This is a genomic window from Intrasporangium sp. (assembly GCF_032907665.1).
Lineage (GTDB): Bacteria > Actinomycetota > Actinomycetes > Actinomycetales > Dermatophilaceae > Intrasporangium.
This window is the reverse complement of the sequence record NZ_JAJJPG010000079.1, coordinates 1-17,243: the sequence shown is the minus strand read 5'-3', so window position 1 is coordinate 17,243 and position 17,243 is coordinate 1. Positions and strand designations below refer to the sequence as shown.

At 70.2% G+C, this 17,243-nt stretch carries 14 protein-coding genes; 9 read left to right on the top strand and 5 right to left on the bottom strand.

Going from position 1 to position 17,243, the window contains the following annotated elements:
* The coding region (fusA, locus tag LOY02_RS12445; RefSeq protein WP_317182678.1) for an elongation factor G at nt 1-1,877 on the top strand (1,877 nt) is incomplete at its 5' end.
* 117 nt (nt 1,878-1,994) lie between these two features.
* On the top strand, nt 1,995-3,191 hold the full coding sequence (tuf, locus tag LOY02_RS12440) for an elongation factor Tu (RefSeq protein ID WP_317182677.1): 1,197 nt from the start codon (nt 1,995-1,997) through the stop codon (nt 3,189-3,191).
* A 90-nt stretch (nt 3,192-3,281) separates the two neighbouring features.
* On the opposite strand, the gene LOY02_RS12435 is transcribed toward tuf, so the two are convergent.
* A complete protein-coding gene (locus tag LOY02_RS12435) occupies nt 3,282-3,797 on the bottom strand; it encodes a hypothetical protein (protein ID WP_317182676.1) in 516 nt (171 codons plus the stop codon).
* Nucleotides 3,794-5,050 carry a hypothetical protein gene (locus LOY02_RS12430; RefSeq protein WP_317182675.1) on the bottom strand — a complete coding sequence of 419 codons (1,257 nt, stop codon included), beginning with the start codon at nt 5,048-5,050 and terminating at the stop codon, nt 3,794-3,796. The genes LOY02_RS12435 and LOY02_RS12430 overlap by 4 nt, the downstream gene beginning before the upstream one ends.
* 209 nt (nt 5,051-5,259) lie before the next feature.
* Here LOY02_RS12430 and LOY02_RS12425 point away from each other — a divergent pair, with 209 nt between their 5' ends.
* The gene (locus LOY02_RS12425) at nt 5,260-8,673 is read left to right on the top strand and encodes a BTAD domain-containing putative transcriptional regulator (RefSeq protein WP_317182674.1); all 3,414 of its coding nucleotides are present in this window, start codon (nt 5,260-5,262) and stop codon (nt 8,671-8,673) included.
* On the opposite strand, the gene LOY02_RS12420 is transcribed toward LOY02_RS12425, so the two are convergent.
* From LOY02_RS12420 to LOY02_RS12410, 3 genes are all read right to left on the bottom strand, one after another.
* A complete protein-coding gene (locus LOY02_RS12420) occupies nt 8,674-9,396 on the bottom strand; it encodes a hemerythrin domain-containing protein (protein WP_317182673.1) in 723 nt (240 codons plus the stop codon). It lies immediately after the preceding gene.
* 39 nt (nt 9,397-9,435) lie between these two features.
* A complete protein-coding gene (locus tag LOY02_RS12415; RefSeq protein ID WP_317182672.1) occupies nt 9,436-11,700 on the bottom strand; it encodes an MMPL family transporter in 2,265 nt (754 codons plus the stop codon).
* Between the two features lie 207 nt (nt 11,701-11,907).
* Nucleotides 11,908-12,993, bottom strand: a complete 1,086-nt coding sequence (locus LOY02_RS12410) for a serine hydrolase domain-containing protein (protein WP_317182671.1) — start codon at nt 12,991-12,993, stop codon at nt 11,908-11,910.
* A 169-nt stretch (nt 12,994-13,162) separates the two neighbouring features.
* On the opposite strand from LOY02_RS12410, the gene LOY02_RS12405 reads away from it, so the two are divergent.
* From LOY02_RS12405 to rplB, 6 genes are all read left to right on the top strand, one after another.
* Nucleotides 13,163-14,473: a M18 family aminopeptidase gene (locus LOY02_RS12405; RefSeq protein WP_317182670.1), complete on the top strand. Its 1,311-nt coding sequence runs from the start codon at nt 13,163-13,165 to the stop codon at nt 14,471-14,473.
* Nucleotides 14,474-14,855: 382 nt separating this feature from the next.
* Entirely contained in the window at nt 14,856-15,164 is a 309-nt protein-coding gene (gene rpsJ, locus LOY02_RS12400) for a 30S ribosomal protein S10 (RefSeq protein ID WP_009775966.1), read from the top strand.
* A 10-nt stretch (nt 15,165-15,174) separates the two neighbouring features.
* Nucleotides 15,175-15,840, top strand: coding sequence for a 50S ribosomal protein L3 (gene rplC / locus LOY02_RS12395; RefSeq protein ID WP_317182669.1), 666 nt, complete (start codon nt 15,175-15,177; stop codon nt 15,838-15,840).
* On the top strand, nt 15,837-16,499 hold the full coding sequence (gene rplD / locus LOY02_RS12390) for a 50S ribosomal protein L4 (protein WP_317182668.1): 663 nt from the start codon (nt 15,837-15,839) through the stop codon (nt 16,497-16,499). Before rplC ends, rplD begins: the two co-directional genes overlap by 4 nt.
* Nucleotides 16,496-16,795: a 50S ribosomal protein L23 gene (gene rplW / locus LOY02_RS12385; RefSeq protein ID WP_013493568.1), complete on the top strand. Its 300-nt coding sequence runs from the start codon at nt 16,496-16,498 to the stop codon at nt 16,793-16,795. The genes rplD and rplW overlap by 4 nt, the downstream gene beginning before the upstream one ends.
* A 32-nt stretch (nt 16,796-16,827) precedes the next feature.
* Nucleotides 16,828-17,243 (top strand): 50S ribosomal protein L2 (gene rplB, locus LOY02_RS12380; RefSeq protein ID WP_317182667.1); only part of this gene is annotated, 416 nt, incomplete at its 3' end.

Here is a 17,243-nt window from a genome sequence, read left to right as displayed (position 1 = left end):
TCATCGACACGCCCGGCCACGTCGACTTCACGGTCGAGGTCGAGCGCTCCCTGCGTGTCCTCGACGGCGCGGTCGCCGTCTTCGACGGCAAGGAGGGTGTCGAGCCCCAGTCCGAGACGGTCTGGCGCCAGGCGGACAAGTACGACGTCCCGCGGGTCTGCTTCGTCAACAAGATGGACAAGCTCGGCGCGGACTTCTACTTCACGGTGCAGACGATCAAGGAGCGCCTCGGCGCCGAGCCCCTCGTGCTGCAGCTGCCGATCGGCTCGGAGAGCGACTTCGTCGGCGTCGTCGACCTGCTCGAGATGCGCGCCCTGGTCTGGCCCGGCGACGCCAAGGGCGACGTGACGATGGGCGCCAAGTACGAGGTCCAGGAGATTCCCGCGGACCTCCAGGCGAAGGCCGAGGAGTACCGGCACGCGCTCGTGGAGCGGGTCGCCGAGTCCGACGACGACCTCATGGAGAAGTACCTCGGCGGCGAGGACCTCACCGTCGACGAGCTGAAGGCCGGCATCCGCAAGCTCACGGTGAGCTCGGAGCTCTACCCGGTCCTCTGCGGCTCGGCGTTCAAGAACCGGGGCGTCCAGCCGATGCTCGACGCCGTTGTCGACTTCCTGCCCTCACCCCTCGACGTGCCCGCCATGATCGGGCACAAGCCGGGGCACGAGGAGGTCGAGATGACGCGGGAGCCGTCGAAGGACGCGCCGTTCTCGGCGCTCGCCTTCAAGGTGGCCACGCACCCGTTCTTCGGCACGTTGACCTTCATCCGGGTCTACTCGGGCCAGATCTCGGCAGGCACCCAGGTCATGAACTCGACCAAGGGCAAGAAGGAGCGCATCGGGAAGCTCTTCCAGATGCACGCCAACAAGGAGAACCCGGTCGACGAGGCCATGGCGGGGCACATCTACGCTGCCATCGGTCTCAAGGACACGACGACGGGCGACACGCTCTGCGACATCGGCGACCCGATCGTCCTCGAGTCGATGACGTTCCCGGAGCCGGTCATCCAGGTCGCCATCGAGCCGAAGACCAAGAGCGACCAGGAGAAGCTCTCCACCGCCATCCAGAAGCTCTCGTCCGAGGACCCGACCTTCCAGGTCCACCTCGACGAGGAGACCGGCCAGACCATCATCGCGGGCATGGGCGAGCTCCACCTCGACATCCTCGTCGACCGCATGAAGCGGGAGTTCAAGGTCGAGGCCAACGTCGGCAAGCCGCAGGTCGCGTACCGCGAGACGATCCGCAGGGCCGTCGAGAAGTACGACTACACCCACAAGAAGCAGACGGGTGGCTCGGGCCAGTTCGCGAAGGTCCAGGTGACCATCGAGCCCCTCGTCGACGCCGAGGGCGGCGAGCTCTACGAGTTCGTCAACGCGGTCACGGGTGGTCGCGTGCCGCGCGAGTACATCCCGTCGGTCGACGCCGGGATCCAGGACGCCATGCAGTACGGCGTGCTCGCCGGCTACCCGTTGGTGGGGATCAAGGCGACGCTCGTCGACGGCGGCTACCACGACGTCGACTCGTCCGAGATGGCGTTCAAGATCGCCGGCTCCATGGTGCTCAAGGAGGCCGTCCGAAAGGCCGACCCCGTGCTCCTCGAGCCGATGATGGCTGTCGAGGTCCGCACCCCTGAGGACTACATGGGTGACGTCATCGGTGACATCAACTCCCGTCGTGGCCACATCCAGGGCATGGACGACATCAGCGGCGCCAAGGTCGTGCGCGGTCTCGTCCCGCTGTCCGAGATGTTCGGCTACGTCGGCGACCTGCGATCCAAGACCCAGGGTCGCGCAAGCTTCTCCATGGAGTTCGACTCCTACGCAGAGGTCCCCAAGGCCGTGGCCGAGGAGATCATCAAGAAGACCCGCGGCGAGTGACTTTCGGGCAATCCCGATAGTCTCTCCCGAGGAATCCAACCGGAAATCACAACCCACAGCGCCACGTCCTGCCCTGGTCGTACGGCGTAACACTAAGAAGTCCTGAGGAGGACCACAGTGGCGAAGGCAAAGTTCGAGCGGACCAAGCCGCACGTCAACATCGGCACCATCGGTCACATCGACCACGGCAAGACGACGCTGACGGCTGCGATCTCCAAGGTCCTGCACGACAAGTACCCGGACCTCAACCCCCAGTTCGCGTTCGAGGACATCGACAAGGCGCCCGAGGAGCGCCAGCGCGGTATCACGATCTCGATCGCCCACATCGAGTACCAGACGGAGGGGCGCCACTACGCCCACGTCGACTGCCCGGGGCACGCCGACTACGTCAAGAACATGATCACCGGGGCTGCGCAGATGGACGGCGCGATCCTCGTGGTCGCCGCCACCGACGGTCCGATGCCGCAGACGAAGGAGCACGTCCTCCTGGCCCGCCAGGTCGGCGTCCCCTACATCGTCGTCGCGCTCAACAAGGCCGACATGGTCGACGACGAGGAGATCCTCGAGCTCGTCGAGATGGAGGTCCGTGAGCTCCTCTCGACCTACGAGTTCCCGGGTGACGACCTGCCGGTCGTCAAGGTCTCGGCGCTCAAGGCGCTCGAGGGTGACCCGGAGTGGTCCCAGTCGGTGCTCGACCTCATGGACGCCGTGGACACCTACATCCCGGAGCCCGAGCGCGACATCGACAAGCCGTTCCTCATGCCGGTCGAGGACGTCTTCACGATCACCGGTCGCGGCACCGTCGTCACGGGCCGTATCGAGCGTGGCGTCCTCAAGGTCAACGAGGAGGTGGAGATCGTCGGCATCCACGACGGCCCGCCCACGAAGACGGTCGTCACCGGTGTCGAGATGTTCCGCAAGCTCCTCGACGAGGGTCGCGCGGGTGAGAACGTCGGCCTGCTCCTTCGCGGTGTCAAGCGTGAGGACGTCGAGCGTGGCCAGGTCGTCTGCAAGCCGGGCTCGATCACCCCGCACACCGAGTTCGACGCGCAGGTCTACATCCTGTCCAAGGACGAGGGCGGCCGGCACACGCCGTTCTACGACAACTACCGTCCGCAGTTCTACTTCCGCACGACGGACGTCACTGGTGTCGTGCACCTGCCCGAGGGCACCGAGATGGTCATGCCCGGCGACAACACCGACATGAAGGTCGAGCTCATCCAGCCGATCGCCATGGAGGAGGGCCTCAAGTTCGCCATCCGTGAGGGTGGCCGGACGGTCGGCGCCGGTCGCGTCACCAAGATCAACAAGTGATCCCCCGCCGCGAGGGCAGCCTCTGAGCAGCCCAGCGGCAGGATCTCCGGGAGGGCCCGGCTCGCTTCGGCGGCCGGGCCTTCCCGCGTGTCACTCGCCCAGGGCGGTGAGCACCACAGTGTCGGTTCCCTCGACGAGGTACACCTTGGCCCGGAAGGAACCCTGGGCGAAAGCCGCATCGAGGTCGGCGCCGCGCCGTAGGGGGCCGGACGGGATGGCGGCGCGAACGGCGTCCACGACCTCGGGGGTCTCCTCGGTTGGCTCGGTCTCGTGGGCCCGTAGGGCTGTCGCCACCTCCGGCGTGACCTCGACGACGGCGTCGATCCAGTAGGTCGTCGGGCCCGGCGCGTCACTGGCCAGGGTCCCGGACTGCCACGTCGCCGAAACAGGATCGCCGAGCGCGGTGAACCGCGTGGTCAGCGGCGCCAGGTCGTGCCGCAGCTCTCCCGTGCCGGTCTTGTTCTGTGTGCCCACACTGCTCCTCGGGTTGTCTGCGGTGGTACCGCCACGGGCTGTCGAGTCCGCGGGGTCGGCGTCGGTGCAGGCCGTGCCGGCCAGGACGACGCCGACGAGCGCCAGGGCGATGCCCACACGGCGCCAGGTCATCGTTCGCTCCCGCGGCCATCGGCGCGGTCCTCGCGACCCAGGCCCGGGGTGCGTTCCATCTCCCCGGTGCCGACATCGACAGTGGGTGGCGGGGAGCCGACGGGCCAGCTGATCGTGCGGGTGACATCCCCACTCGACGGGAAGGGCTTTGCCCACCCGATCTCAGTGAAGCGTCCGTTCTCGTCGTCTCCCGCACCCGTGGCGATGTCGCTCTGCGACGGGTTGAAGTTGTAGTAGTCCTCGGCGTGCACCGTGATCGTCATGGTGACCTGCCCGTCCTCGACGCGGACGTCGGCGCTGCTCCATTGCTGGTAGCCACCGATGGTCTTCTGCCAGTTCTCGGTGGTCGGGTAGCTCGGAGCGAGGTGTGCCGGCCCGGTGACCGAGAAGGAGGAGTTGCCGTTGCGCGCCATCTGGTCGACTGCAGCCGCGGTGGTGGCGATCTCGGTGTTGACGTTCGCGCGGATCGCCTCGTCCTCGCGAAAGCCCTCCTCGTAGTCGAATCGGATGGGCTCGCCGTTGTTGTCCCAGTAGTGCTCGTACATCGCGGTGGCGTCATCGAGGTCGGGGCGGACCACCCGTCCGCCCTCGAGCTTGGCCATCCACTCTGCCTTGGAGATGTGGTCCCGCCAGGTGGAGTCCTTGGAGTTGTAGACGAACCCCTCGTCCCACGTGATGTCGGGCTTGTCGGGAGCGCCGAAGTCGTAGCCGTCGACAGGGCCACCGGTTCCGGTGGTCGCGGGCGGGGCCGGCGGGGGTGTGGGGCTGGGTCCCGGCTGGGGCGAAGGCGTGCTGTACGCCAATGTCATCGCCGGGGCAGTGCTCCCGCTACCTGCCGAGAGGCCCCCTCGGCCCCCGCTCTGGGTGACCCCGAGGCCGTCCTGAGGAGCGCCCTTGGTGGGCGCGCTGGTGGCCGAGCCACCGCTCGCCCCGCTGATGGCCGAGCCACCGCTCGCCCCGCTGATGGCCGAGTCACCGCTCGCCCCGCTGGTGCCGCGCTGGCGAGCGGCGTTCTCACGCAGCCTCGCGCCGAGAGCGACCAGGGTCTTCTCCACCAGGTCCATCCCCGGTGCGGCGCGCTGCCAGTCGCCTCTGAGTCGTTCGAGGTCGCGCCCGGCCCAAGCGTCACCGAGACGCCCGACGACCTCCTCGGACGCGATCCGCACACTGCGGCACTCGCGGGCGAAGGCCTCGAGCCGACTGGCGCTCGCGTCGAGCGCCACAGGATCGGCGCCCTTCCTGAAGACGACCACCCTGAGTTCCTCCCTGACGTCGACGGTCGGCGCGCCCGACCCACCCGACAGACTAGGTGGACTGCGTGGCTCGGCCAACGGGGAGCGCTCCCCGCTGCCACCCCCGCCGGGGCGACTGCGGCCGGTGTGCCAGCGACCCTCGAGGACGGGGGACGGGCCCGTGCCGCGAACCGCGCACGGGCCGGCCCCGTCCGCCGTATCCTCCGAGAGTGGAGGTGGGAGTCCTCGGGACCACCGAGGTCCGGCGGGGAGATCTCGCCGTGGAGCTGGGCACGCACAAACAGCGTGCCCTCCTCGCTGCCCTGGCGCTCTCGCGGGGGCGCGCCGTCAGTGTCGACATGATCATCGACCTGCTCTGGGGCGACCACCCGCCACGAAGTGTGAGCGGGACCCTCCAAGCCTATGTTGCCGGTCTGCGTCGCTCATTGGAGCCGGATCGTCCGGCGCGGGCCCCCGCGTCGGTGCTCGTCACGGAGGGAGGCGGTTACGCTCTGCGACTGCCGGAGGAGGCACTCGATGTCGTCGGGTTCGAGCGGGCCGTGACGTCCGTGCACCAGGCCGTGGAGCCCATCGCCACCCTCGGGGCGACCAACCCGTTCAGTCGTCGTGAGCTGCTCGACCTTGCCCGGCGGCTCGACGGCGCGCTGGCCTGCTGGCGCGGCGCCCCCTTCGCGGACCTCGGCGACGCCCCGTCGGCACAGGCGGAGCGGGCCCGGCTGGAGGAGCTTCGGCTCGTCGCCGTCGAGTCGCGCATGGTCATCGCCCTGGCTCTCGGCCAGCATGCGCTCGCGGCCGCCGAGCTGGAGCACCTGACCCGTGCCCATCCGCTGCGTGAGCGGCTGTGGGCCCTGCGCGCCGTGGCCCTCGTCCGCGCCGGCCGGCAGGCCGAGGCGCTCGAGGTGCTTCGCGAGGTGCGCGAGGTGCTCGACGCGGAGCTCGGCCTCGATCCCGGACCTGAGCTGCGCGAGCTCCAGTCGGCGATCCTGCGGCAGGATCCGGTGCTCGACTGGATTGCCCCCGCGCAGTCGGGGCAGGTAGGCGACGGGGCCGAGCCTCAGTCCTCGATGCCACCGGCCGTGTCCGCCGCTGTCCCGGCCGCATCGCCGTCGCACTCCGGGGAGCCGCCGGCGTCCAGGACGGCGGCCATCCCCGCCCAGGGCTCGGCGGCGGTCGCCTGGCCCCTGGTCGGGCGGGACACCCAGCTGCGCGCCCTGACGGACCGCCTCGCCGCCGCCGACGAAGACACGCCCCAGTTCGCTGTCATCCTCGGCGAGCCGGGAATCGGCAAGAGCCGGCTGGCTGCCGAGGTGCTCGGGGTGGCCCGCGCCCGGGGGGCCCGCGTCCTCACGGGCCGGTGCTCGCAGGACGGTGGCGCCCCTCCGCTGTGGCCTTGGGCCGCAGTGCTTCGCGGGCTCGACCAGGACCTTCCGACGGTGCTTGGCGATGAGGAGGGCGCGCAGTTCCGGACGTGGGAGGGGATCGTCTCGGCGGTCGGGGACACGGCCAGCGACGAGCTCGTCGTCGTGGCGCTCGACGACCTCCAATGGGCGGACACCTCGACACTGCGGGTGCTTCGCCTGCTCGCCGAGACCGTGCACCGGGGCAGGCTGCTCGTCCTGGTCACGTGGCGAGCCCGGCCGGAGCCGACGGGGTCGTTGGCGGAGGTCGCAGAGGCTCTCGCGCGCAGGCACGCGCTGCGCGTCGAGCTCGAGGGTCTGGGCACCGAGGCGGCCGCGGAGCTCGTGGAGCGGGTCGCACACGAGCGGCCGACGTCAGCCGAGGCGGACTCCCTGCGGGACCGCACCGAGGGCAACCCCTTCTTCCTCGTGGAGTTCGCGCGTCTCGCCGCCGAGCGTGGCGACCTGACCTCGCTACTCGCGGAAGAGCAGCTCCCAGCGGCGGTGCACGACGTCCTCGTCCGACGGCTGGCCCGCCTCCCCGAACCGACGGTGGAACTGCTGCGGGTGGCCGCCGTGATCGGTCGTGACTTCGACCTGGTGACCCTGGCGGGATCCGCAGGCCACCCCGAGGAGCAGGTGCTCGACGGGCTCGACGTGGCCATGGCCTCCGGCCTCGTGCGCGAGGACGGCATCGACCACTTCGTGTTCGCGCACGCGCTCGTGCGTGACACGATCACCGCGGGGCTCTCTGCCTCACGCCGGGCGCGCCTGCACGCACGCGTCGCGCAGGCCCTGTCGATGAGTCCGACCCGAGAGACCGAGCGGGCGCGCCACTGGCTGGCGGCCGGCCCGTCCCACGCACACCAGGCGTGGCGGGCGGCCGTCTCCGCGGCCGCAGTGACCCGCCGTCTCTACGCCTACGAGTCGTCAGAGGAGCTCCTTTGCGCGGCTCTGACGACCATGGACCTGGATCCTCGGGCGACGCCGCGTGACCGCTACGACGTCCTCATGCAGCTCGTCGATGCCTATCGGTGGATGGGACGCTGGACCCAGCTCGTCGCGACGGTCGAGGAATGCATCGGGGTCGCCGGGGAGCTGGGCGACGTCGAGGCGGTGGCGCTCGCCGCGATGGCACCGACGCAGGGAGCGCTCTGGCAGTCCGGGCCGCACGGTCAGGTCCACGCGGTCGTCGTCGACGCGCTGCGCCGGTCCTTGGCATCGCTTCCTCCCGAGGACAGCGCGATGCGATGCCGCGCCATGCTGAGCCTCGCCAACGAGCTCTACTACGGTGCGACCTTCGAGGAGCGGCGGGCGCTCGTCGACGAGGGGGTCGCGATGGCCCGGCGTCTGGCCGACGAGGCGCTCCTGCTCGATGCATACCAGATCGCCTTCGCCGCCCTCTGGTGCCACCGCACCGCGGAGGAGCGGCTCGGGTACGTCCGAGAAGCCATCGGGCTTGCGCGGGCGCTGGACAATGAGTCCGCGCTCGTCGTCTCGCTGACCCTGAAGGCGGTCGTCGAGGGAGAGCTGGGGCGCGTCGAGGAGATGTGGTCCACGGCTGCGCAGGCGCGCGAGCTCGCGGAGCGCTTGCGCCTGCCCTACGCCTTCATCGTCCTCGACAGCCTCGAGCTGCCCTGGGCGGCGATGGCGGGTCGCTTCGACGACTGCGAGCGCTACCTCGCGCGGATCCGGCAGCTGCAGTCGCAGATGGAGATCCCTCAGGGCGACGACGCCGCGGCGGGGGCGCTCATCACCCTCATGCTCTGGCAGGGGCGCAGCGCCGAGGTGGGTCCGCTTCTCGCCGCAATCGACGGTGGCTCCCTGCCGATCCTCAGCTGTCGGGTGGTCTTCCATTGCCGCGGTGGGGAACTCGACCAGGCACGCCGACTCGTGGCCGAACGTCCGGTGGACCTCAGCGGTGACGACTGGTTCGCCATGCTCAACTGGTGCTGCGCCGCCGAGGCGGCCCTGTGGCTCGGTGACGCGGAACTCGGCTCCGCGGCCTATGAACGGATCGCGCCCTACGCCGGACGAAGCTGCAGTGCCGGGTCGGGCAACGCCATGGGCCCGACGGATGCCTACCTGGCCCAGGCCGCGGCCGCCGTCGGTGAAGGGGATCTCGCCGCCCGGCACGCTGACCGCGCGCTCGAGCTGATGACGGAGTGGCGCATCCCGCTGGTCGCGCAGTGGTTCCGCGGCCAGCGGGATCGCTTCGGATTCTGATCAGGACACGTAGCGGAAGGCGACCTTCTCGCGCCGGTCGAACTGACCCTTCGTGGCGAGCCACAGGACGCGGTGCAGACGCCCGCCGGGGCCGGTGAAGAGGCTTTCACGGGCCTCCACGGGGAGCCCATGCAGGATCCACGGCACGATGGCCAGCACCTGCCTGAATGAGACGCCCTGCTTGAAGTACTCCTCGTCGAGCGCGTGCCACTCCGCGTTTGTCATGTGCTCCTGGATGATGCGGATGGCGTCGGTCTCTTCGTGGCGCAGGTGTCGTCCGAGGCTCTCGCGGGCCGCCGCGAGGCGGACGGCGAGCGCCGCGCGGGCGTCCTCGTCGGCGTGCTCCGCGAGACGCGTGAAGCCGGCGGCGCAGGCGGTGAGGATGGGATCGATCTCCGCGTGCTCGCCCTCCATCGCCTCGAGCGTCTCTCGCTGTGCAGCGTCGGCTCGCCCCATGAGAAGTGGCCATATCCCGGCGTCCTCGCCGGAGTGGTGGTGGTGCAGGCACTGCGAGAACACTCCCCAGCGCTCGGCGAGCGCCTGCCACGAGGTGCGGTCGGCGACAGGGGTGGATGCCGCCGCAGCGGCGAAGGCCGTGAGGTCACGCCGGAAGGCGTGGTGCATGACGTACATCATCGTCATGTCGACGGGACCCGGGTGCGCGGCAGTCTGGCCGGGGAGGGTGATCTGGGTCGGCCAGCTGGGCCCAGTGGTAGTGCTCATGTCGATTCTCCTGTGTGACAGTGGAACTGGTTGAGGTGGTCAGCGTGCGCCGACGATGTCGCGCTCGGTGTGATCGGCGTCCTGCTGGGCGCTGTCGACCGTGTTTGCTTGGTGCAGAGGTGATTCCGCGTATGCCGCTGAGCTGGGTGTCGGGGCGGGTGCGGTTCCGGTGATGGCGGGTAAGGCGAGCTGCGTGAGGTGGGCCTCGGAGGCCTCAGCGCGGACGGTGGGGAGTGCCCGGTCGAGCCAGGCGGGGACCCACCAGTTGAGCCGGCCGAGGAGCGACATCGTCGCCGGGACGAGAACCATGCGGACGACGGTCGCGTCGAGGAGGATCGCGACGGCCATGCCGACGCCGAGCATCTTGACGACGACGTCGACCTCCGTGGCGAAGCCGAGGAAGACGGCGACCATGATCGCGGCGGCCGACGAGATGACCCTCCCCGTCGAGGAGAGGCCCCGCACGACGCTGCCATGGGGGTCGCCGGTGCGCTCCCAGTCCTCGCGGATCCGGGACAGCAGGAAGACCTCGTAGTCCATCGACAGGCCGAAGAGGATGGCGAAGAGCAGGATGGGGATCCAGCTCGAGACGGGCATCGCGTGGTCCAGTCCGAGGAGCTCGGTGCCCCAGCCCCACTGGAAGACCGCGACCATGACGCCGTAGGCGGCGCCGATGGACAGCAGGTTCATCACGGCCGCCTTGACCGGGATGACGACGGAGCGGAACACCATCGCGAGCAACAACACCGAGACGGCGACGACGAACGCGATGACGAGCCACAGCCGGTCCGCGAGCAGGTCGGAGATGTCCGAGAAGAGGGCGGTGCCCCCAGTCAGCTCCGCCCCGCCGGGCAGGACGGAGCGGATGTCCTCGACGAGGTCGCCCATCCGCGAGTCGGTCGGGCCGAAGGCCGGCACGGCCGTGAAGGTGGTGAGAGCCTCGTCCGGCGACGTCGCCGGGGCAGTGACCGCGACGATGTCCGAGCGGGCGTCGAGGGTGGCTGCGAGGTCGTCCACGACCGCGTCGGCGACGAGGTCCCGCTCGGCGACGACCATGAGCGTCCCGTTCGTCCCCGGACCGTACTCGGCAGCGACGAGGTCGTAGGCCCGACGCGTCGTCAGTTCGGTCGATCCGCTGCTCGGGTCCTGCGGCCAGGTTCGCATGTCGAGCGCGGGCCAGGCCGCGGCGAGCAGCAGCGTGGTCGCAGCGAGCGCCCAGGGAAGTGGCCTGCGCGAGACCCTCGCCGCCCAGCGGGCGGTCAGGTTGTCGCGCACACCGGCCCCTTCTCGCTCGCTCGCTCCGTGAAGCCGCTCCTGACGCGCCAGGAGCCGCCGCCCGGCGAAGCGGCAGAGCACGGGCACCAGGGTGAGCGCGGCGGCGAGGACGGCCGCGACGGCGATCGCCGTGGCGAAGCCGAAGGAGGCGAAAGTGGGCAGCCCGGTCAGCCGCAGCCCCATGAGGGAGACGAGAACGGTGCCGGCGGCGAAGACGACGGAGCGGCCGGCCGTGGCCGAGGCGAGCCCGGCCGCCTCGGCGACGTCGTGGCCCTCGCGGAGGAACTCCACGTGGCGGGTCACGAGGAGCAGGGCGTAGTCGATGCCGACGCCCAGTCCGACCATGGAGGCGACGACCGGCGCGACCGTGCTCACATCGGTCGTGGCGGCCAAGATGGTCACTCCGGCGCTACCGACGGCGAGCCCGGCCAGAGCCACCGCAATGGGGAGGCCGGCGCTGACGACCGACCCGAACGTGACGATGAGGATGAACAGGGCGGCGATGATCCCGATGAGCTCGCCGTGGCCCTTCATCGGCGCGGCGGCGCTGTCCGGCACGTCCCCGCCGAGCTCGACCTCGAGGCCGGAGGCTCGCGCGGGGCCGACCGCGTCGTCGAGGGGCTCCAGCCGGCCCATGAGGTCCGTGTGGGTGACCGGCACGTCGTAGCTGACGGAGATCAGGGACGTGTCACCGTCTGCCGAGTGGACAGGGCTGGAGACGTCCACGACGTGCGGCATGGCCGCGAGGCGGTCACGCAGGTCGAGCAGGACCGCGGCGTCCGGCGTCGCTGCCTGAGGATCGTGGACGACGACCCGGGCCGAGGCGTTGCCGGCGCCGGGAACGTGCTCCCGGAGGAGGTCGATACCATGCTGGGCACGGGCGTCCGGTATGTCCCAGTCGTCCTGGGTCTGGCCTCCCAGGGTGATCGAGAGGCCGATGAGGGCTGCCGTCGTGAGGAGCCAGGCGGTGAGCGCCCGCCAGGGGTGGGCAGCGGCGCTGCGGCCGAGCCGGTAGAGCAGACGAGACATCGTGATGGGTCCTTGTCGTGTGGTGGGTGTTGTCCCCACCGTGGACGCCGGGGCCTGCACGGGACTGGGGCCTGACTTGTGCTCGGGGCGACCGACTTGGGAGCGACTTGGGGCGGCGGTTCGTCCGGCCGCCAGGTCGGTAGCGGGCCTTGCGGGTCACCGGCACGACGGGTGCCCCTGGCCACCGACCCACGGAGTCCGGGTGCGTCAGACGGCGGGGAGCCCGATCACCTCTCGAAAGGCGCGCTCGAGCAGGTCGAGGCGGTCGTGCGAGCCGAGACTCCCGGTGACGAAGGCGAGTGCGTAGCCGCCTCCGGGGCAGGCAACCCCACCGCTGCCACCGATGCCGCCCATGCCGAAGCCCCACTCATCGACCCCGAAGCCGAGACCCCACGACCTCGGCTCGCCGCCCATCACCCGGTCGACCCCGGTCGCCTGAGGGCGGATGGCTTCGTCACGCAGGTCCGGGTGGAGCAGCTCGCCTTGCAGGAGGGCGGCGTAGAGGCCGGCAACGGCTCGGGCCGTGCCGTGGCCGTTGATCGCCGGCACCTGGGCGCTGCGGAACTCCCGGCTGTTGACGACCGCCGCATCGAGGGCACCCGGAGGGTTCAGCAGAGCGCGCCGGAGGAGTTCCGGTCGTGTGGGGTCGTGCACCTGGTCGGCGAGGCCCTCGAGCCCGGTGAGCTCGACGGCCCTGTCCAGCTCGCCGTCGTCGAGCCCGACGGAGAAGTCGATCCCGGCCGGTCCGCAGACCTCCTCGCGAAGGAACCTCCCCACGTCGCGCCCGTCGACCCGGCGGACGAGCTCACCGACGAGGTGGCCGTAGAAGAGGGCGGACTCGCCGATGGCCTCTCCGGATGCCCACAGGGCGGCCTCCGTGCCGAGCCGGTCGCACAGTGCGGTCCAGTCGAGCAGGAGGGACGTCGGGGCCGGCTCGCGGAGGGCGACCAGGCCGACCTGGTGGGACAGCAGCTGCCGCACCGTGGCCGGAGTCTCCAGCTGCGGCCAGTGCCGCTGCACCGGGACATCGAGGTCGAGCAGGCCGCGGTCGACCAGCGTGAGCGCAGCCATCGCGGCGAAGGGCTTCGAGACCGAGTAGGGCATGACGATGCTGTCTCGCTCCCAGGGACGGGCCCTGGCCGCATCGGCGTGCCCGCCCCACAGGTCGACGACCCATCGGCCGTCGTGCCAGATCGCGACGGCCGCACCCGTGCCCTCCTCGCGGCGGACGATACCGGCGAAGACGTCTCGCACCACCGCGAATCCGGCGGCCACCTCCCCATGGACGGTCATTTCCCCAGCATGTCCTGTGGGCGAGCGGGTCGCGACGGCTTTCCCGACGTCAGGGGCTGGAGCGGCCGGCCCGGCAGAGTCCGCGACGAGCGGGTTCGGGAGGGCGGGGACGTCGGGAGCCGGCACAGCGGCATACGAGCCTGATTGGGACAGGGATAGGGTCACTGCCATGGCGCACCCGTTCGACCCCGACACCGAAGCCCAGGGCCTGATCGACTTCGTGGACTCGTCGCCGACCCCCTTCCACGCCTGCGTCCGAGCTGCTGCACTCCTCAGCGAAGCGGGCCTGACCGAGGTGGACGAGTCCGATGCCTTCCCGACCGAGCCGGGTGCCCACTTCCTCATCCGGGGCGGCTCGCTCATCGCGTGGGACACGAGAGGGGCGTATGCCGCTGGGTCCGCTCCCGCGGCCGGGTTCCGTGTCGTCGGGGCCCACACCGACAGCCCCAACCTGCGCATCAAACCGAACCCCGACCGTCTCAAGGCGGGCTGGCAGACACTCGGGGTCGAGGTCTACGGGGGGCCGCTGCTCAACTCGTGGCTCGACCGCGACCTCGGTCTCGCCGGCCGGGTCGCGGTCCGCGGGGGGGCGGGCCGCGTCGAGTCGCGGCTCTTCCACGACACCGCGCCGCTGCTGCGCGTCGCCCAGCTCGCGATCCACCTCGACCGCGAGCAGAACGAGGGCCTGACCCTCAACCGGCAGCAGCACCTCGAGCCGTTGTGGGGTCTCGGTGACTCGCCGGGCGACGTCCGCGGCTACCTCAGCGAGCAGATCCGCGTGCCCGCCGCAGACATCCTCGGGTGGGACGTCATGACCCACCCGGTCGAGCCGTCGCGCCGCCTCGGCCGTCGCAGCGAGCTCATCGCGGCGCCCCGTCTCGACAACCTCGCGACCTCGTACGCCGGGGTGCGGGCCTTCGTCGAAGCCACTCGCAGCGAGCTGCGCCACGTGCCCGTCCTCGTCCTCTTCGACCACGAGGAGGTGGGCAGCACCTCGGAGCGGGGGGCCATGTCCACCCTCCTGCCCTCGGTCCTCGAGCGCATCGTCCTCGCCGGGGGAGGGACGCGCGACGACTACTGGCGTGCCCTGTCGTCGACCGTCATCGCCAGCGGCGACATGGCTCACGCGACGCACCCCAACTACGCCGACCGCCACGAGCCGCTTCACCACATCGCCGTCAACGCCGGCCCGGTCCTCAAGGTCAACGCCAACCTCCGCTACGCCACGGACTCTCTCGGCGCGGCGGCCTTCCAGCTCGCGTGCGAGCAGGCGGGCGTTCCGATGCAGTCGTTCGTGGTCCGCACCGACCTGCCCAGCGGGTCCACCGTGGGCCCGATGACCTCGGCGCTCACGGGTGCCACGACGGTCGACTTCGGTGCCCCCGTGCTCTCGATGCACAGCGCGCGCGAGCTCTGTGGTGCCGAGGACCCGGCGATGTATGCCGCTGCGCTGAGCGCCTTCCTCGCGCCGCTGCCCTGACGACGGCAGCCGGGTCGGGGATGCCTCACCTGCCGCTCCCAGGAGGCACGGCGCGCCAGGGAGTGGCACCTCCGGGACCCGTCGGGGCCGATTTGATAGTGGTTCGGCCCTCTGGCACACTTATCAGGTTGCTTGACGCGCGTCGCTGACCCATGTCGGCGCCGCCGCCCCTCGTCATCACGCGCATGCGACCACGATGACTTGGACTCGATACAGAGGCCGAGGGAAGCGCAAGCCACCCGGTTCGGCCGGGCAATCCACGACGAGAGCGGCACTTCGGTGCGGGCTTTCACCGCGGAGCGGGCGCGACACGCCCGACCTCGGGGGTCGGATGCCAAGGGAACCGGCCTGCAAGGTACGGCGAGAGAGAGACGTAACGGAGATGGCGGGACAGAAGATCCGCATCCGCTTGAAGTCGTATGACCACGAGGTCATCGACAACTCGGCGCGCAAGATTGTCGACACGGTGACGCGTGCCGGCGCCACCGTGGTGGGCCCGGTTCCGCTGCCGACGGAGAAGAACGTCTTCGTCGTCATCCGGTCGCCGCACAAGTACAAGGACAGCCGCGAGCACTTCGAGATGCGCACGCACAAGCGCCTCATCGACATCATCGACCCGACGCCCAAGGCCGTCGACTCGTTGATGCGTCTCGACCTGCCGGCGGACGTCAACATCGAGATCAAGCTCTGAGGCGGCCACCATGACTGTTGCAGCCACCACCTCCAGCCAGACCGTCAAGGGCCTGCTCGGCAAGAAGCTCGGCATGACCCAGGTCTGGGACGCCGACAACCGGCTCGTTCCCGTGACCGTCGTCGAGGCCGGCCCCTGCGTCGTGACCCAGGTCCGCAACGGCGAGACCGATGGCTACGACGCGATCCAGCTCGCCTTCGGCGCGATCGACCCCCGCAAGGTCAACAAGCCCATGACGGGCCACTTCGAGAAGGCCGGCGTCACGCCGCGCCGCCACCTCGTCGAGCTCCGCACCGCGGACGCCGCCGACTACGAGCTCGGCCAGGAGATCTCCGCCGATGTCTTCGAGGCCGGTCAGCGCGTCGACGCGACCGGAACGACGAAGGGCAAGGGCTTCGCAGGTGTGATGAAGCGCCACGGCTTCGCCGGCGTCTCCGCCTCGCACGGTGCCCACCGCAACCACCGCAAGCCGGGCTCCATCGGCGGCTGCGCCACTCCGGGCCGTGTCTTCAAGGGCATGCGGATGGCCGGTCGCATGGGTGGCGTCCGCCAGACGACCCAGAACCTCCAGATCCACGCCGTGGACGCCGAGAAGGGCCTGCTGCTCATCAAGGGTGCCGTTCCCGGCCCCCGCGGCGGCATCGTCCTGATCCGCACGGCTGCGAAGGGTGCATGACCGACATGGCAACCAAGACGCCGAACCTTCCCGCTGACATCTTCGATGTCCAGACGAACGTCCCGCTGATCCACCAGGTCGTGGTCGCCCAGCTCGCCGCCGCCCGCCAGGGCACGCACTCGACCAAGACCCGTGGTGAGGTCCGCGGCGGTGGCCGCAAGCCCTACCGCCAGAAGGGCACCGGCCGCGCCCGCCAGGGCTCGGTCCGCGCCCCGCAGTTCGCCGGCGGCGGCATCGTCCACGGCCCCCAGCCGCGTGACTACGCGCAGCGCACCCCGAAGAAGATGAAGGCCGCCGCGCTCCGTGGCGCTCTCTCGGACCGGGCCCGCTTCGGCCGCATCCACGTGCTCGACTCCATCGTCAAGGGCGACGTCCCCTCGGCGAAGGAGGCAGCCACGGCCCTCGCCGGACTGACCGAGCGCCCCAACCTGCTCGTCGTGCTGGAGCGCGGTGACGAGGTCGCGTTCAAGTCGGTACGCAACCTCGAGAACGTCCACGTGCTCGTGGCAGACCAGCTCAACACCTACGACGTGCTGTGCGCCGACGACATCGTCTTCACGCAGGCCGCCCTCGACGCGTTCGTCGCGGCAAGCACCAAGGGCGCCAGGGCCGACCAGGCTGACCAGGGTGACGAGCCCGCCAAGGAGGACTCGAAGTGAGCATCCACGCCAAGGACCCCCGCGACATCCTGATCGCGCCGGTCGTCTCGGAGAAGTCGTACGGCCTGCTCGACGAGGGGAAGTACACCTTCATCGTCGACCCCCGCGCGAACAAGACCGAGATCAAGATCGCCATCGAGCAGATCTTCAACGTCAAGGTCGACAAGGTCCACACCCTGAACCGTCAGGGCAAGGCCCGTCGCACCCGCTTCGGCATCGGCAAGCGCAAGGACACCAAGCGTGCGATCGTCTCCCTCCGCGAGGGCTCGATCGACATCTTCGGTGCGGGCGCCTGAGACCGACGAGAGATCCTAGAGGACTAACGAACATGGGTATCCGCAAGTACAAGCCGACCACACCGGGCCGCCGCGGCTCGTCGGTCGCCGACTTCGTCGAGATCACGCGCTCCACCCCGGAGAAGTCCCTCGTCCGCCCGCTGACCAAGTCGGGTGGCCGCAACAACTCCGGCCGGATCACGACCCGTCACATCGGTGGCGGTCACAAGCGCGCCTACCGCGTCATCGACTTCCGTCGCCACGACAAGGACGGCGTGCCGGCCAAGGTCGCTCACATCGAGTACGACCCCAACCGCACCGCCCGGATCGCGCTCGTGCAGTACGCCGACGGCGAGAAGCGCTACATCCTCGCGCCGAACCGGCTCAAGCAGGGCGACCCGATCGAGAACGGGCCCGGCGCTGACATCAAGCCCGGCAACTCGCTCCCGCTGCGCAACATCCCCGTCGG